The sequence below is a fragment of the Erwinia piriflorinigrans CFBP 5888 genome, assembly GCF_001050515.1.
GTDB lineage: Bacteria > Pseudomonadota > Gammaproteobacteria > Enterobacterales > Enterobacteriaceae > Erwinia > Erwinia piriflorinigrans.
On the sequence record NZ_CAHS01000006.1, the window covers coordinates 49,901 to 65,923 of the forward strand.

Consider the following 16,023-nt stretch of genomic DNA (forward strand, 5'->3'; position numbering starts at 1 on the left):
GGTAATAACAAAAAGGGTTCACCTTTTTATTGTTTTTTCAGAGCCTGGCTTAATGCCCAGAACTCACGACGTTCTTCAGCACTCAATACGTGAGTGCGATCGCGGGCGATCAGCTCTTCCAGCCTGCGCTCCAGCGCATTGTCGTACATGCTGGCTAGCGCATCCTGAAACATGGTTTCCACTTCGTCATCTACGATCATGTGGTTCCATGTTGCCAGGGTTTCAAGGTTCTGGCTAAATTTTGTGCCGCGATATAACTCTAGTAGCTGTCCGGTCGTCAGGCCAGGATGAGCAACGCAAGTGCTCACTAACTCAACAAAGAGCGAAAAACCAGGCGTTTCCGACTGTGCTAACCCCTCCAGGGACGGCACCATCGCCGCCAGCCGTGGATTCTGCACCAGCAGCCCAATAAGTATACGCATAGTTGTACGTTTTAGCTGAGGTTGTGCTGCGGGTTTCGCACTTTCCGCTTTCTCTGGTAAGAGCTTTTCCAGCTGAATGTGATCGGGGATACCCAGCTTGTCGCCCAGTACCTGACGCAAATAGATGCGCAAGGTTTCTCCCGGTACCTGTCGAAGCAGGGGCAGTGCCAGTGTCGCCAGCTGAGCACGGCCATCAGGAGTACTCAAGTCTACCTGAGGCAACAAGGTGTCGTATAAGAAGGTCGAGAGCGGCATCGCCTGCTCCATGCGTGTTTCAAACGCCTCTTTACCTTCTTTACGCACCAGCGTATCCGGGTCTTCGCCGTCAGGCAGAAACATAAAGCGTAGCTGACGACCGTCATTCATGTAAGGCAGAGCGGTTTCCAGTGCGCGCCATGCGGCTTCACGCCCCGCTCTGTCGCCGTCATAGCAGCAAATAACCGTATCGGTCGAGCGGAACAGCAGCTGAATATGTTCCGCCGTGGTGGAGGTCCCCAGGGATGCAACGGCATAATCCACGCCAAACTGAGCCAGCGCCACCACGTCCATATAGCCCTCTACCACCAGCAGCTTGCCCGGTTCAGGGTGATTTTTTAGTGCTTCATACAGGCCATACAGCTGGCGGCCCTTATGAAATATGTCGGTTTCCGGCGAGTTAAGGTATTTCGGCATGGCATCGCCCAATACCCGTCCACCAAAGCCAATCACCCGTCCGCGCTTGTCATGAATGGGAAACATCACACGTTCACGGAAACGATCGTAACTGCGTCCCTGGTCATTGGTGACCAGCATCCCGGCATCAATCAGCGACTGGCGATCGTCGGGATTACTGCCAAAACGTTTTAACGCGTTGTCCCAGCCTGCCGGGGCGAAACCGATGGAAAAATGCTTAATGACCTCATTACTCAGCCCGCGCTGCGCCAGGTAGTCGCGAGCGCCGGATGCTGAGCCCTGGCCCAATGACTGCTGATAAAAATCGCGTAGGCCAGTCATCAGCTGGTAGAGACTTTGACGCTGGTGGCGCTCGAGCTGACTGGGGCCGCTACCGCTTTCATACGGTATTTCCAGTCCATACAAGGTCGCCAACTCTTCAATACTTTCGACAAATTCCAGACGATCGTAATTCATCAGGAAGTCGATGGCGTTACCGTGTGCGCCGCAGCCGAAGCAGTGATAGAACTGTTTTTCACCATTAACGGTGAAAGAAGGGGTTTTCTCATTATGAAAAGGACAGCATGCGTGATAGTTCTTGCCCTGCTTTTTCAGCTTAACGCGAGCATCGATAAGATCCACGATGTCCGTGCGTGCCAGCAAGTCATTGATAAATACACGCGGAATGCGTCCTGCCATAAATCCCCTTCATCTTTCAGCGTCTGGCGGTGTTGGCTGCCTTCGTTCACCCCGGTCACTTACTGTTTGTAAGTTCCCGGGATTCGCTCAGTTGCTTCCAACTGTTTATGGCTCATAAACGGCAACAAGCCGCGCATTCCTTTCGGAAGCACGGCCTGATAACTACTAACTTGTCTGTTAAGCGTGAAGGCGAACCTTCAGGATATTAGTACAGACGAGTGCGGCGTGCGTTTTCGCGAGCCAGTTTCTTCGCGTGGCGTTTAACTGCTGACGCTTTAGCGCGCTTGCGTTCGGTAGTCGGTTTTTCATAAAACTCACGACGACGAACTTCAGCCAGAACGCCTGCTTTCTCACAAGAACGCTTGAAGCGACGCAGTGCTACGTCGAATGGCTCGTTTTCACGTACTTTAATTACCGGCATGTAACTCTCACCTCGATAAATTCGGTTTTGCTGCTGGCATCGGTGCCAGCTCATTTCAAAATGGTGCGGAATTTTACTCCAACACAGGCTGCGTTGTAAAGCACCATAGCATTATGTCACCAACAGATGCGCCTGTGCGGCTGCCGGTTTTTTTCAGGGGGCTGATTATACACGAATCGCATACTTCGGGTGTGAAAAAAAACACCTTATTGTACAAGGTGTAACCGTCCCGTGGGTAAATTTGCCGCTCGGCAGGGCGCCTTCATGCTACACTGCGCGCCGCAAGAATGAGGTGAAAAAAGCCATGCGTGTTCTCGGAATTGAAACATCCTGCGATGAAACCGGCATTGCCATTTATGATGATGTCGCCGGTTTGCTCGCCAATCAACTTTACAGCCAGGTCAAACTCCATGCCGACTACGGTGGCGTGGTGCCGGAACTGGCTTCGCGTGACCATGTGCGCAAAACCGTGCCGCTGATCCAGGCGGCGCTACAGGAAGCCGGGCTACAGGCACAGGACATTGATGCGGTAGCCTACACGGCTGGGCCGGGGCTGGTCGGCGCTCTGCTGGTGGGAGCCACCATCGGCCGGTCGCTGGCGTTTGCCTGGGGGGTGCCAGCGATTGCCGTACATCATATGGAAGGGCATCTTCTTGCACCGATGCTGGAAGATAACCCACCGGAATTCCCATTTGTTGCGCTGCTGGTTTCCGGCGGTCATACGCAGTTAATTAGCGTGACCGGTATTGGTGCATATACCCTGATGGGTGAGTCAGTTGATGACGCCGCAGGTGAAGCGTTTGATAAAACGGCCAAACTGCTTGGGCTGGACTATCCCGGCGGCCCCATGCTGTCAAGAATGGCGCAGCAAGGGGTGGAAAAACGCTTTATTTTTCCACGCCCGATGACCGACCGACCCGGCCTGGACTTCAGTTTTTCCGGGCTGAAAACGTTCGCCGCCAATACCATTCGTGACAATGACGATAGCAGCCAGACGCGTGCAGATATTGCCCGTGCTTTTGAAGACGCCGTGGTTGATACACTGGCGATCAAGTGCCGCCGGGCGCTGGATCAGAGCGGTTTCAGGCGGCTGGTGATTGCCGGGGGCGTTAGCGCTAACAGTACGCTGCGCGCTAAGCTGGCCGAAATGATGCAGAAACGCGGAGGAGAGGTGTTTTATGCCCGCCCGGAATTTTGCACCGATAACGGGGCAATGATCGCCTATGCTGGCATGGTGCGTCTGAAAGGCGGCACGCACGCTGAACTCAGTGTTACCGTGCGTCCTCGCTGGCCACTGGCTGAACTGCCAGCTATCTGAATCAGAGGGTCAGGTTTCTCCTGACCCTTGCCTGTTTTTTTTCTTCCATATCTTATTTTCCTGCCCGCGCCACAGGCGCTGAATGTTGTCATGATGACGTAACAGGATCAGGCAGGAAAGCATCGCCACCGGAAAGGTAAACTGCGGTTTAAACCACCAGACGTAAAAGGGCGCGATCAGCGCGCTAACTATTGCGCCCAGTGAGGAGTAGCCGCTTAACAGCACGGTGAGCAGCCAGGTGCCGGTCATCAATCCGGTCAGGTCCCAGCCAATGGGCGCAATCGCTCCCAACGCCGTGGCAACGCCTTTACCACCTTTAAAATGGAAAAACACCGGGTAGATATGACCGAGGCAGGCGGCAATCGCGGTTAACCCAAGATAAAAAGGTGTCGCCCCGAAGTGATAAGCCAGCCAGACTGGCAGCATTCCCTTGACCACGTCAAAAACCAGTACCGTGGCTGCCACTCCTTTGCCACCGATGCGCAGTACGTTAGTGGCACCCGGATTTCCTGAACCGTGATGGCGAGGGTCGGGTAATCCGAACAGTCGACAAACCAGGATTGCACTGGAGAGGGAACCACACAGATACGCGAAAAGGATCATGCCAGGCGCGAATACACTCATAACACCGTTCCGTCTTGTTGGGGTCGTTTTGTTGTCACCATCTGTGGATAATACGCATAAACTGCCGGGGATGGTATCCGGTGACCACAAAAACAGAGAGCCACATCATGGATATCGTATTTATCGATCAACTGTCCGTTATCACCACCATTGGCGTTTACGACTGGGAACAGACTATTCAGCAGAAGCTGGTGTTCGATGTCGAAATGGCTTGGGACAACCGCAAAGCCGCTGCCAGCGACGATGTGAACGACTGCCTGAGCTATGCCGATGTGGCCGAAGTCATCATTGAACATGTCAGTCAGGGTAAATTCGCCTTGGTTGAGCGCGTTGCGGAAGAGGTGGCAACCTTGCTGCTGGCTCGGTTCGCCTCACCGTGGGTACGGATTAAGCTGAGTAAACCGGGCGCGGTAGCGCAGGCACGGCAGGTGGGTGTGGTGATCGAGCGCGGGACTAATCCGAAATAAATCCAATGTGATTGCCATCACAATGAAACCAAATCACATTATCCTCTGTCCTAAGGTTGCCCTAATGCATAACGGGTACAATTTGGCGGTAGCGTAAAGCGACCGCCTTTTTCATGTTTTAACAGGGGTAGATTTAATGGCAGACATTCATCAGCTGTGGATAGCGGCAATACTTGGCCTTGTGGAGGGGCTGACGGAGTTTCTCCCCGTATCCTCTACCGGACACATGATCCTTGTCGGTCACCTGCTGGGGTTTGAGGGAAACAAGGCAGAGACTTTTGAGGTGGTGATCCAGCTTGGCTCAATTCTTGCCGTCGTGGTGATGTTCTGGCGTCGTCTGTTTGGTTTGATTGGCATTCACTTTGGTGAGGTTAAACACGAAGGGGTCGGGCAGGGCAGACTGACGTTAATCCATATTCTGCTGGGTATGGTGCCAGCGGTAGTGATTGGTCTGCTGCTGCATGACCAGATCAAAACGCTGTTTAATCCGGTCAACGTGATGTATGCGCTGGTGGTCGGTGGCGTGCTGCTGATTGCGGCAGAACTACTGAAGCCAAAACAGCCAAAATCGGAAGGCGTGGATGATATCACTTACCGCCAGGCCTTTATGATTGGTTGCTTCCAGTGTCTGGCGTTGTGGCCAGGTTTCTCGCGTTCCGGTGCCACTATCTCGGGCGGGATGCTGATGGGCGTCAGCCGTTATGCCGCTTCAGAGTTCTCATTCCTTCTCGCGGTGCCGATGATGATTGGCGCGACCGGGCTGGATCTCTATAAGAGCATGGGTTTCCTGACAAGGGCCGATCTTCCCATGTTTGCCGTTGGTTTTGTCACGGCCTTTATCGTGGCGCTGGTTGCGATTAAAAGCTTCCTGCACATCATCAAACGCATCTCGTTTATACCCTTTGCTATCTACCGCTTTATTGTGGCAGCGGCGGTCTACGCCCTGTTCGTGCTGTAAGTATCACTGTACCGGCCTTTGGGGCGATCGCTTTCCCGATCGCCCCAAAGTCTGATACGAGGTCAGTGCTATGACTGCATCTGTTTCCAGGCATCCAGTGCGGCAATCCTGCGGCGCGTCAGTTCATCGCGCACTGCCATTCCTTTGAACCCTGCTTCCACCACTTCTTTAGCCGATACGCCTTGCACTACCTGCCAGGCTTCGCGCAGATAATCACCCTGCGGGTAAGGATTACTTTCAAAGCCGGTGCGCCCACGGGCATCGGCTTCACTGGTCAATGCGATCTGCTGCACGCGGTGCGGTTTGCGCCAGGCATCTACACGGTCGAATAGCGCAACCAGCTGAGCTGGCTGCTGGCACTGAACAGTGTGTACCAAATCATGAAATTCGGTCACCAGCAGCGCCAGGTCACGCAGCGCATTCGGCACGCGCAAACGTTCGCATAAGGCGGCAACCAGAGGCACTCCTGCCGGGCCATGCCCGTGATGGCTTGGCCACTTTTCTGGTGGCGTCAGGGCCTTACCTGCATCGTGGAACAGGGTGGCAAAGCGAATATCAAGCTCCGGGCTAAGCCTGGCAGCCATCGCCAGCGCCATCAGGGCATGTACCCCGGTATCGATCTCCGGGTGCCATTTTGCCGGTGCGGGCACACCGTACAGGTTATCCAGCTCCGGGAAGAGCACCGCCAGCGCGCCACAGTCACGCAGCACCTGGAAGAACACCTGAGGGCTGCGCGTTTGCAGGGCGAGTTCCGTCTCTTTCCATACTCGCTCCGGGGTCAGATGGTGCAGCTCTCCGCTTTGCGTCATAGCCTGCATCAGTGTTAGCGTGTCGTCAGCTATGTGAAAGTCAAGATGGGCGAAACGGGCGGCAAAGCGCGCCACGCGCAATACGCGCAGCGGATCTTCATTAAAAGCGTCAGATACATGGCGTAGCAGGCGCTGCTGTAAATCGGCACGCCCACCGTAAGGATCGTAGTAATTGCCGTCAGTATCCTGGGCAATGGCATTGATGGTCAGGTCGCGGCGCGCCAGATCCTGTTCAAGGGTGACATCCGGCGCAGAATAGCAAACGAATCCGGTGTAGCCCTGGCCTGATTTGCGTTCGGTACGGGCCAGCGCATACTCTTCGTGGCTTTCCGGGTGCAGGAATACCGGAAAATCACGGCCAACCTGCTGATAGCCTCGATCCAGCATCTGTTGGGGAGAGGCTCCCACCACCACCCAGTCTTTATCTTTCAGCGGTAAATTTAACAGTCCGTCGCGCACTGCGCCGCCGACAAGGTATGTTTTCACTGAGCATCTCCAGAAAGCGAATCACCAGAATAAACTGATGATGAATCGTCGCACTATATCATTCGTGTTGTTGAAATGATAAATCGCAGACACGGGAAAAAGGGCATCCGCAGATACCCTGAACAGTGTCAGTTACTTAATTCATCCAGCGGTTGTTTTGTTTCCTACGCGGGATCATCCGTGGCAACAGCAAACCAAGCAGCAGGCCAACGCCAGCTACGCCGCCGCCATACATAAACCACTGCATAATGATGGTGCGCTGCTTATCGTCAAGCTGGACATTAGCGGCATCGACCTTTTTCCTCGCCACCACCAGCTGATTTTTCAGCTGCTGATTCTCGGCTTTCAGGCTGTTGATCGCATCATCACTACCGGCGACTTTTTTCTGCATATCAGCCGTGCGTTGATTCCAACTGCCGTCGATGTTTGCCAGCTTGGCGGAAAGGTCTTTCACCTGCTGTTCCAGCTGTGGCACACGGGTACGCAGGCTGGGCCGATCGCTAAGCTGGGCCAGTGGGATCCAGGTAGTACGCCCTTGCTGGTCGAGGATCTGACCGTATTTGGTGTTGGCATTTGTCTGCAATAATTGCACTTCTTCGCCAGCGTTTAAGGTGCCAACCAGACGGTAATCATTGCCGGGACCGCTGCGCGCCCAAGTGGAAAGGTCATCGGAAATATAGCGTTTTTCATCGGCATGCACGTTCGCTGCCACGCTAAAAGCGAATAAAGTCAGGCTAATGAGATGAGTCTTTTTCATTCGAACTCTTTGTGATATCAGTACTGGAAAAATTCATGGCACAGTCTGGAGCGGCCTCACAGAAATCTGAATGAGAACTGTCCTGTTCTCATTCTGTTGAGAGGACGCGTACGAATGCGTAATTTAAGCAGAGACAGCCCCGTCTTTTGTGCATTACTCTTTGCGGCAATATCAGACCCGATTCACCGCAAGACAAAAGCGGACGCAATCTGACACGCTGACCGTGCCCCTAACGACGTTAATAAGACACTATGACCATTGAAATCGAATTAAAGTTCATTGCTTTGCCAGATGCAGCAACAAAAGTGGCAGCCAAATCGGCTGCGTGGCCTCATAAGCATACGCCTGGACAGAAGTTAACCAATATTTACTTCGAAACAGACGACAACCAGCTGCGGCAATGGGATATGGGGTTGCGCATTCGTGGTTGCGGTGACAGCTATGAGATGACGCTAAAAACCGCCGGGCAAACCGTCGGCGGGCTGCATCAGCGGCCGGAATATAATGTGCTGTTAAAGCAACCCGAACTGGATATCCGGCAATTACCGTGCGAAGTATGGCCCGTCGGTACAGATGTTGACGCTTTACAGAAGCGGCTCAACCCCTTGTTCAGTACTCACTTTGTGCGCGAAAAGTGGGTGGTCACTTATCTGCAAAGCGAGATTGAGGTTGCTTTCGATAGTGGGGACGTTAGTGCAGGTGCGCTGAGCGAACCTCTGATGGAGATTGAGCTTGAGTTAAAAAGTGGCCATCGTGATGACCTGCTGGACTTTGCCAGTGAGCTGGCGACGATTGACGGGTTACGCCTTGGTAGCCTGAGTAAAGCGGCTCGGGGCTATGCGCTGGCACAGGGCAATCCGCCACGACCACTGCGCCCGCTTCCGCTGTTGAAAGTCAGGCCGAAGGCGACGGTGGAAGAGGGGATGCAGGGGGCCTTTCTACAGGCGCTCAACCAGTGGCAGTACCATGAAGAGTTGTGGTTGCGGGGTAATGCCGATGCGCGGCGTGAAGTAAAAGATGCGCTGGAAACCCTGCGCCAAGCCTTTTCATTGTACGGTGCGCTGGTACCTCGCAAGGCCAGCAGCGATCTGCGTCAGAAACTAACATTGTTGGAAGAGGCCATGCTCGACAAAGGTACCGCGGCAGAAACGCTCTGTTTCAGCGCGCTCTGGCTGCAACCCCAGTTAGCGCTTACTAACTGGCTTGTCAGTGCAGGATGGCGAGAGTTTGTCGACAGCAAGGCTGACGCTAAACTGCAAGGCTCCTTTAAACGCTTTAGCGATATTATGCTGGGTCGCATCGCTGCCGACCTGAAAGAGACTTTTTCTCAGGTGAATCATTCGGGCGAATATCAGGACAAACTGGCGCGTCTGCATCGCCAGCTGCTGGCCGTTCAGCTGTTGGCAGGGGCTTATGATGCCGCTGCGGTCAATGCCTGGACTCAGAGCTGGCAGCAGTTGGGCCAGGCGATCGACGGCCAGCAGGATACTTGGCTCGATGCCCATCTGCGTCAGGCACTGAAACAGCCTGCATTCTGGAAAAACGGTAGCCTGTAATTTTTGTTCAGTCGTAGGATTCTGAAGGGAGCGTTTACCTTATGGTGCCATCATTCACTCAGCCCTTGCCCGTGCTGCTGGCGGACCAGGTTACGCGGCTTGACCCGCTGTTTAGCGGCGCGTCTTTCCGGCAGCAGGCGGTGTTGGTTTTTAGTGACTTTATCCGTACCAGCCTGATTCAGTTCCCGACATGGTGGCAGCAGCTGCAAGCGCAACCGCCCCAGCCGGATGAATGGCAGCATTATCGGCAATGGTTGCAAACTCAGCTTGCTGCTGCACAGGACGAAAATGCGCTAATGCGCGAATTGCGGCGGTTTCGCCGCCATATGTTGACGCGTATTGCCTGGATGCAAACCCTGGCAGAAAGCACCACTGAACAGAGCCTACGCCAGCTGAGTGAACTGGCGGAAACGTTGATTGTCGCCGCTCGTGACTGGTTGTGGCACGCTTGCTGTGCCGATCTTGGTACCCCGATGAATGCTGCCGGGGAGCCACAGCCTTTACTGATCCTCGGTATGGGAAAACTGGGCGGCGTAGAGCTGAACTTCTCTTCAGATATCGACCTGATTTTTACCTGGCCGGAAAATGGCACCACACGGGGGGGACGGCGTGAACTGGATAATGCTCAGTTTTTCACCCGCCTCGGCCAGCGTTTGATCAAAGTGCTGAACCAGGCGACCGCTGACGGTTTCGTTTACCGTGTCGATATGCGTCTGCGCCCCTTTGGCGATAGTGGCCCGCTGGTTTTAAGCTTTGCCGCACTGGAAGATTACTACCAGGAGCAGGGACGAGACTGGGAACGCTACGCGATGGTCAAAGCGCGCTTGATGGGCGATAGCGGCGATCGCTGGAGTGAAGAGCTGCGCCAGATGCTGCGGCCGTTTGTCTTCCGCCGTTACATTGATTTCAGCGTTATCCAGTCGCTACGTAATATGAAAGGGATGATCGCCCGTGAAGTACGGCGGCGCGGTCTGACGGATAACATTAAGCTCGGTGCGGGCGGTATCCGTGAGACGGAGTTTATTGTGCAGGTTTTCCAGCTGATCCGTGGCGGGCGTGAGCGATCTCTCCAGCAGCGTTCTCTGTTGCCAGCCCTGTCTGCCATTGATGAGTTGCATCTTTTGCCGCCAGAACAGCCCGGGCAGCTGCGTGTCGCCTATCTTTTCCTGCGGCGGCTGGAAAATTTGCTGCAAAGCATCAACGATGAGCAAACCCAGACGTTGCCGGATAGCGAACGGGATCGTGCACGCCTCGCCTGGGCGATGGGCTTTGCGAACTGGGCGGAGCTACACGACCGGCTTGACCTTTATATGGCAGAGGTTCGCACTATTTTCAACGAGCTGATTGGCGATGATACAACGGATGGTGATGACAACCCTGAAGTCGCCGAATACGGTTCACTGTGGCAGGAGCCGCTGGAAGAGCAGGATCTGGAACCGCTGGTGCCACATCTTGCCATTGAGGCTCGCCAGCAGCTGTTACGCGTGATTAACGATTTCCGCCAGGATCTTGATAAGCGCACCATTGGTCCACGCGGGCGACAGGCGTTGGATCAACTGATGCCGCGACTGTTGAGCGAAGTGGTACCGCGTGATGATGCTCCGGTTACGCTGATGCGCCTGACGCCGCTGCTGCTGGGCGTGGTGACGCGTTCCACCTATCTGGAATTGCTCAGCGAATATCACGGTGCGCTACAGCACTTAATCCGCCTGTGTGCCGCCTCGCCAAAGGTTGCCAGCCAGCTGGCGCGCTATCCGCTGCTGCTCGATGAGCTACTCGACCCGGCTACGCTGTATCATCCTACCGCCACCGATGCCTATCGCGACGAACTGCGTCAGTATCTGCTGCGTATTCCGGAAGAGGATGAAGAACAGCAGCTGGAGGCGCTGCGCCAGTTTAAACAGGCACAGCATCTGCGTATTGCCGCTGCGGATATCGCCAAAACGCTACCGGTTATGAAAGTCAGCGATCATTTGACCTGGCTGGCGGAGGCGATAACTGAATCCGTGGTGCAGCAGGCGTGGAATATGATGGTTCAGCGCTATGGCCGCCCTTCGCACCTGGCTGACGATAGCGAACGCGGTTTTGCCGTAGTCGGTTACGGTAAGCTCGGCGGATGGGAACTCGGCTACAGTTCCGATCTCGATCTGGTATTCCTGCACGATTGCCCGGCCGAAGCGGTGACCATGGGGGAGCGCACTATTGACGGTCGTCAGTTTTATCTGCGCCTGGCGCAACGTGTGATGCACTTATTCAGTACCCGCACCTCTTCGGGCATTCTTTACGAGGTGGATGCCCGCCTGCGTCCCTCCGGGGCAGCGGGCATGTTGGTCAGTACTTTTGATGCTTTTGATGAGTATCAGCGCAACGATGCCTGGACCTGGGAGCACCAAGCGCTGGTACGTGCCCGTATCGTTTTTGGCGACAGCGCGTTGAGTGAGCGCTTTGCGCATATCCGTCACGGCATTCTGGCACGACCGCGTGAAGGCCAGACATTGCAAACGGAAGTGCGTGAGATGCGTGAGAAAATGCGGGCGCATCTCGGCAACAAGCACAAAGGGCGCTGGGATATCAAAGCCGATGCAGGCGGCATCGTCGATATTGAATTTATTACACAATATCTGGTTTTGCGCTACGCCTCCGAGGTGCCTGAACTGACGCGCTGGTCTGATAACGTGCGCATTCTTGAGCTTCTGGCGCGCAGCGGTAAAATGGAGTCGGTTCAGGCTGAGGCGCTGGCACATGCCTATGTGACGCTGCGCGATGCGCTTCATCATCTTGCCTTGCAGGAATTACCGGGGCACGTTGCGATCGACGCTTTCGCCCAGGAGAAAGCCGAGGTGCAAGCCTGCTGGCAGACGTGGTTAAGTCCCTGAGCACCATTCGCACTCGATGGTTAGCCAGCCAAACAATTATGCTATCATCGCGCGCATTCATTTTTACTGCAGTCTGGAGTCTCTGGAATGAAAATTACCCTGCCCGATTTTACGCGCGCGGGTGTGCTGGTAGTGGGCGACGTGATGTTGGATCGCTACTGGTATGGCCCCACCAACCGCATCTCTCCTGAAGCGCCGGTTCCGGTGGTAAAAGTTGATAGCGTGGAAGAGCGCCCCGGCGGCGCAGCTAACGTTGCCATGAATATCGCTTCTCTTGGCGCAAAGTCGCGTCTGGTTGGCCTGACCGGGGTTGATGACGCGGCGCGTGCCCTAAACACCGCCCTGTCTGGGGTAAAAGTGCAGTGCGACTTTGTTTCTGTGGCGACTCATCCGACTATCACCAAGCTGCGTGTGCTGTCACGTAACCAGCAGCTGATCCGCCTGGATTTCGAGGAAGGATTTGAAGACGTCGATCCCGAGCCAATACTTAAACGTATCCAGCAGTCACTGCCGGGCATCGGGGCGCTGGTGCTGTCTGACTATGCGAAAGGGGCGCTGGCCAGCGTGGAAACCATGATAGCGCTGGCGCGTAAAGCGGGTGTTCCAGTGCTGGTAGACCCCAAAGGAACGGACTTCTCTCGCTATCACGGCGCAACCCTCCTGACGCCAAACCTGTCTGAATTCGAGGCGGTAGTGGGTAAGTGTAAAAGCGAAGCCGACATTGTGGAACGTGGCACGGCGCTGATGCAACAGCATGCCCTTTCTGCGCTACTGGTCACTCGTTCCGAACACGGTATGACGCTGCTGCAACCGGGAAAAGCACCTTTCCATATGCCGACCCAGGCGCAGGAGGTCTTTGATGTCACCGGCGCTGGAGATACGGTAATCGGTGTGCTAGCCGCAGCGCTGGCTGCAGGGAACACGCTGGAAGAGAGCTGTTTTCTTGCTAATGCGGCGGCAGGCGTGGTTGTGGGTAAGCTCGGCACCTCCACGGTGTCTCCGATGGAACTGGAAAATGCCATTCATGCTCGCCCGGAGTCGGGTTTTGGCGTGATGAACGAAGCACAGCTGATTGTTGAAGTGAACAAAGCCCGCCAGCGTGGCGAAAAAGTGGTGATGACCAACGGCGTGTTCGACATTTTGCATGCCGGTCATGTTTCTTACCTTGCTAATGCGCGTAAGCTGGGGGATCGCCTGATTGTGGCGGTGAATAGCGATGCTTCCACCCGTCGTCTGAAAGGTGAAACACGCCCGGTTAACCCGCTGCTTAACCGTATGATGGTATTAGGTGCGCTTGAGGCGGTAGACTGGGTGATCGGTTTTGAAGAAGATACGCCGCAGCGAGTGATCGCTGAAGTATTGCCGGATCTGCTGGTGAAAGGTGGTGACTATAAACCGGAAGATATTGCCGGGAGCAAAGAGGTTTGGGCGAACGGCGGAGACGTGCAGGTACTCAATTTCGAAGACGGCATTTCTACCAGTAATATCATCAAAACCATCATTTCAGGAAGCGGGAAAAGTTGACGGTTGACGGCTGCCCGCTCGGGGCAGCCATGATCCACCGTGGCTTACTCTGCTGGCTTTTCGGCTATTTCAGCAGGCTGTTGCGCACGGTTTTCCAGTTCGGACAGCCGCTGTTCCAGCGCGGCCAGCTTCTCGCGCGTGCGCAGCAGTACTTGAGTCTGTACGTCAAACTCTTCCCGGTTAACCAGATCCAGCCGCGTCAGCTGTGATTGCAAAGTCTGACGGATTTTCTTTTCAACATCGTCACCCAAATCACGAATGCCTTTCGGCATGGCGTCATGGACCTGACGGGCCAGCTGTTCAATTTTTTTTGCATCAATCATGGCAGGTTTCCTGATAGCAGCGAGTTTGCCTCTAGTGTAATCGCTCCGCTGTCAGCCACAAACTTTAAAATGCCTTAGTGATAAAATGGATAGCCAATAGCCCTTTTTGTTCGTTGCTCTGTTACTTTTTCAGCGCTATCATGAACTCGCTTATTCTCAGGGCGGGGCGAAATTCCCCACCGGCGGTAAATCAGCTGATGCTGAAAGCCCGCGAGCGCTTCAGATCCATTCTGAAGGTCAGCAGATCCGGTGTAATTCCGGGGCCGACGGTTAAAGTCCGGATGGGAGAGAGTAACGATTCTTGACGGGCTGAAGCTCGCCTCGCGTTATTTGTTGTCACCGCATAACACTCCTAAGCACGCCCTGGTTCTGGTAACCCATACATTTATTAAGGTTTATTTACCATGAATCAGTCGCTACTTTCTGAATTTGGCACGTCTGAACAACGTGTTACTCATGCCATTGAGGCGCTGCGCGCAGGCCGTGGCGTGATGGTACTGGACGATGAAGATCGTGAAAACGAAGGTGATATGATCTTCGCCGCCGAAACCATGACCGTTGAGCAAATGGCACTCACCATCCGTCATGGCAGCGGTATTGTCTGTCTGTGCCTGAACGAACAACGCCTGGAACAGCTTGATCTGCCCATGATGGTGCAGGACAACACCAGTGCTTACGGAACAGGCTTTACCGTCACTATCGAAGCAGCCCAGGGCGTGACGACCGGCGTGTCTGCTACAGATCGCCTGACCACCATCCGAACCGCTATTGCAGATGATGCGAAGCCCAGCGATTTGAATCGTCCCGGCCATGTATTTCCGCTGCGCGCCCGTTCCGGTGGCGTGTTAACCCGTGGCGGTCATACTGAAGCAACCATTGATTTGGTCACTCTGGCCGGTTTCAAACCAGCTGGCGTGCTTTGCGAACTGACCAACGATGATGGTTCAATGGCGCATGCGCCAGAAGTCATCGTGTTTGCCCGCCAGCACGATATGCCGGTGGTCACCATCGAAGACCTGGTGTCTTATCGTCGTAGCCGCGAAACGCTTCAGGCAAGTTAATCCTGTTTCGGGCCGGTTTCTCCGGCCCGTTAGTATCAGCCTGGGCATCAACAGCATCAGGCTGATACCTGTCAAAACATGCCTCTTTGGCATTCAAATTTACTGAATATCTTCTTCAGGGTTATCCAGGTTCATCCGTCGATGAAAGGGCGTAATGTGGTGTCCATTGAGCAACATTTTGCCTGGAGTCACATCATGAGTAAGCAAATTATGCCTGCGCTTTTTCTTGGACACGGTAGCCCGATGAACGTTCTGGAAGAGAATATCTATACGCAAACCTGGCGTAAATTGGGGGATGCGTTGCCAAAGCCGAAAGCGATTGTTGCGGTCTCCGCCCACTGGTATACCCGTGGTACTGCGGTAACGGCAATGGAAAATCCGCGCACTATCCATGATTTCGGCGGTTTTCCACAGGCGTTATTTGACACGCATTATCCGGCACCGGGATCTCCGGCGCTGGCACAACAGGTTGCTGAGACATTGGCTGTTGCAGTAAAGCTCGACCGGGAGTGGGGATTCGACCACGGTTCGTGGGGAGTGCTAATTAAGATGTATCCTGACGCGGATATTCCGGTGGTACAGCTGAGCGTGGACGCCAGCAAACCACCGGCTTACCACTTCGAGCTTGGACGTAAGCTGGCCGCGCTGCGTGAGCAAGGGATTATGATTATCGCCAGCGGCAACGTAGTGCATAACCTGAGCCAGATACGCGGGCAGCATGAAGCCGCAGCGTGGCCCTGGGCGGAATCTTTTAATCAATATGTACGTGATAATCTGAGTTGGGAAGGAGACGTTTCGCAGCATCCTCTGGTGAACTTTATGCAACATGAGGGCGCGGCGCTGTCGAACCCGACGCCTGAGCACTATTTGCCGCTGCTCTATGTGCTCGGCGCACGCGCACCGGGCGAAGCGGTGTCTGTTCCGGTGGACGGAATAGTAATGGGGTCACTCAGTATGCTGTCTGTGCAGGTAGGTTGACCGGGCGTTGGCTGGAAGATTATTGTCTGTGTCAGCGGCATGCTGACGCCTTATATCGCATCTCAAAATGGCACAAGGGCGAGTGATGACTCG

14 protein-coding genes and 1 riboswitch are annotated in these 16,023 nt (G+C 54.6%); of the genes, 8 read left to right on the top strand and 6 right to left on the bottom strand.

Annotation, left to right across the window (positions count from 1 at the left end):
• Positions 1–26: 26 nt before the first annotated feature.
• Complete coding sequence (gene dnaG / locus EPIR_RS02120) at positions 27–1,772, bottom strand: DNA primase (RefSeq protein WP_023653643.1); 1,746 nt, start codon at positions 1,770–1,772, stop codon at positions 27–29.
• A 205-nt stretch (positions 1,773–1,977) separates the two neighbouring features.
• The gene (gene rpsU, locus EPIR_RS02125) at positions 1,978–2,193 is read right to left on the bottom strand and encodes a 30S ribosomal protein S21 (RefSeq protein WP_001144069.1); all 216 of its coding nucleotides are present in this window, start codon (positions 2,191–2,193) and stop codon (positions 1,978–1,980) included.
• A gap of 304 nt (positions 2,194–2,497) precedes the next feature.
• Between rpsU and tsaD the strand changes: the two genes are divergently transcribed.
• Positions 2,498–3,511: a tRNA (adenosine(37)-N6)-threonylcarbamoyltransferase complex transferase subunit TsaD gene (gene tsaD, locus EPIR_RS02130; RefSeq protein ID WP_023653644.1), complete on the top strand. Its 1,014-nt coding sequence runs from the start codon at positions 2,498–2,500 to the stop codon at positions 3,509–3,511.
• Between the two features lie 9 nt (positions 3,512–3,520).
• On the opposite strand, the gene plsY is transcribed toward tsaD, so the two are convergent.
• Positions 3,521–4,135, bottom strand: a complete 615-nt coding sequence (plsY, locus tag EPIR_RS02135) for a glycerol-3-phosphate 1-O-acyltransferase PlsY (protein ID WP_023653645.1) — start codon at positions 4,133–4,135, stop codon at positions 3,521–3,523.
• 107 nt (positions 4,136–4,242) lie between these two features.
• Here plsY and folB point away from each other — a divergent pair, with 107 nt between their 5' ends.
• Positions 4,243–4,602 carry a bifunctional dihydroneopterin aldolase/7,8-dihydroneopterin epimerase gene (folB, locus tag EPIR_RS02140; RefSeq protein WP_048696714.1) on the top strand — a complete coding sequence of 120 codons (360 nt, stop codon included), beginning with the start codon at positions 4,243–4,245 and terminating at the stop codon, positions 4,600–4,602.
• Positions 4,603–4,738: 136 nt separating this feature from the next.
• On the top strand, positions 4,739–5,560 hold the full coding sequence (gene bacA, locus EPIR_RS02145) for an undecaprenyl-diphosphate phosphatase (protein ID WP_023653647.1): 822 nt from the start codon (positions 4,739–4,741) through the stop codon (positions 5,558–5,560).
• 68 nt (positions 5,561–5,628) lie between these two features.
• Here the strand turns inward: bacA and EPIR_RS02150 are convergent, their stop codons facing one another.
• Positions 5,629–6,855 carry a multifunctional CCA addition/repair protein gene (locus EPIR_RS02150; RefSeq protein ID WP_023653648.1) on the bottom strand — a complete coding sequence of 409 codons (1,227 nt, stop codon included), beginning with the start codon at positions 6,853–6,855 and terminating at the stop codon, positions 5,629–5,631.
• A gap of 136 nt (positions 6,856–6,991) precedes the next feature.
• A complete protein-coding gene (locus tag EPIR_RS02155) occupies positions 6,992–7,612 on the bottom strand; it encodes a TIGR04211 family SH3 domain-containing protein (protein ID WP_023653649.1) in 621 nt (206 codons plus the stop codon).
• A 251-nt stretch (positions 7,613–7,863) separates the two neighbouring features.
• Between EPIR_RS02155 and EPIR_RS02160 the strand changes: the two genes are divergently transcribed.
• From EPIR_RS02160 to hldE, 3 genes are all read left to right on the top strand, one after another.
• Positions 7,864–9,168 carry a CYTH domain-containing protein gene (locus EPIR_RS02160; RefSeq protein WP_023653650.1) on the top strand — a complete coding sequence of 435 codons (1,305 nt, stop codon included), beginning with the start codon at positions 7,864–7,866 and terminating at the stop codon, positions 9,166–9,168.
• A 41-nt stretch (positions 9,169–9,209) separates the two neighbouring features.
• Positions 9,210–12,044: a bifunctional [glutamate--ammonia ligase]-adenylyl-L-tyrosine phosphorylase/[glutamate--ammonia-ligase] adenylyltransferase gene (glnE, locus tag EPIR_RS02165; RefSeq protein ID WP_023653651.1), complete on the top strand. Its 2,835-nt coding sequence runs from the start codon at positions 9,210–9,212 to the stop codon at positions 12,042–12,044.
• A gap of 87 nt (positions 12,045–12,131) precedes the next feature.
• A complete protein-coding gene (gene hldE / locus EPIR_RS02170; protein WP_023653652.1) occupies positions 12,132–13,568 on the top strand; it encodes a bifunctional D-glycero-beta-D-manno-heptose-7-phosphate kinase/D-glycero-beta-D-manno-heptose 1-phosphate adenylyltransferase HldE in 1,437 nt (478 codons plus the stop codon).
• Between the two features lie 44 nt (positions 13,569–13,612).
• Here hldE and ubiK read toward each other — a convergent pair whose 3' ends face one another.
• Positions 13,613–13,891, bottom strand: coding sequence for a ubiquinone biosynthesis accessory factor UbiK (ubiK, locus tag EPIR_RS02175; protein WP_023653653.1), 279 nt, complete (start codon positions 13,889–13,891; stop codon positions 13,613–13,615).
• Between the two features lie 148 nt (positions 13,892–14,039).
• Positions 14,040–14,188: riboswitch (FMN riboswitch) on the top strand.
• Positions 14,189–14,295: 107 nt separating this feature from the next.
• On the opposite strand from ubiK, the gene ribB reads away from it, so the two are divergent.
• On the top strand, positions 14,296–14,952 hold the full coding sequence (gene ribB, locus EPIR_RS02180) for a 3,4-dihydroxy-2-butanone-4-phosphate synthase (protein WP_023653655.1): 657 nt from the start codon (positions 14,296–14,298) through the stop codon (positions 14,950–14,952).
• 195 nt (positions 14,953–15,147) lie between these two features.
• A complete protein-coding gene (gene ygiD, locus EPIR_RS02185) occupies positions 15,148–15,930 on the top strand; it encodes a 4,5-DOPA-extradiol-dioxygenase (RefSeq protein ID WP_023653656.1) in 783 nt (260 codons plus the stop codon).
• The last annotated feature ends 93 nt before the right edge of the window (positions 15,931–16,023 follow it).

What these genes read in the sequence shown, in the direction of transcription:
- EPIR_RS02155 (WP_023653649.1), bottom strand. Translation starts at nt 7,612, where the DNA reads ATGAAAAAGACTCATCTCATTAGCCTGACTTTATTCGCTTTTAGCGTG.
- plsY (WP_023653645.1), bottom strand. Translation starts at nt 4,135, where the DNA reads ATGAGTGTATTCGCGCCTGGCATGATCCTTTTCGCGTATCTGTGTGGT.
- dnaG (WP_023653643.1), bottom strand. Translation starts at nt 1,772, where the DNA reads ATGGCAGGACGCATTCCGCGTGTATTTATCAATGACTTGCTGGCACGC.
- rpsU (WP_001144069.1), bottom strand. Translation starts at nt 2,193, where the DNA reads ATGCCGGTAATTAAAGTACGTGAAAACGAGCCATTCGACGTAGCACTG.
- hldE (WP_023653652.1), top strand. Translation starts at nt 12,132, where the DNA reads ATGAAAATTACCCTGCCCGATTTTACGCGCGCGGGTGTGCTGGTAGTG.
- glnE (WP_023653651.1), top strand. Translation starts at nt 9,210, where the DNA reads ATGGTGCCATCATTCACTCAGCCCTTGCCCGTGCTGCTGGCGGACCAG.
- bacA (WP_023653647.1), top strand. Translation starts at nt 4,739, where the DNA reads ATGGCAGACATTCATCAGCTGTGGATAGCGGCAATACTTGGCCTTGTG.
- ubiK (WP_023653653.1), bottom strand. Translation starts at nt 13,891, where the DNA reads ATGATTGATGCAAAAAAAATTGAACAGCTGGCCCGTCAGGTCCATGAC.
- folB (WP_048696714.1), top strand. Translation starts at nt 4,243, where the DNA reads ATGGATATCGTATTTATCGATCAACTGTCCGTTATCACCACCATTGGC.
- EPIR_RS02160 (WP_023653650.1), top strand. Translation starts at nt 7,864, where the DNA reads ATGACCATTGAAATCGAATTAAAGTTCATTGCTTTGCCAGATGCAGCA.
- ygiD (WP_023653656.1), top strand. Translation starts at nt 15,148, where the DNA reads ATGAGTAAGCAAATTATGCCTGCGCTTTTTCTTGGACACGGTAGCCCG.
- tsaD (WP_023653644.1), top strand. Translation starts at nt 2,498, where the DNA reads ATGCGTGTTCTCGGAATTGAAACATCCTGCGATGAAACCGGCATTGCC.
- ribB (WP_023653655.1), top strand. Translation starts at nt 14,296, where the DNA reads ATGAATCAGTCGCTACTTTCTGAATTTGGCACGTCTGAACAACGTGTT.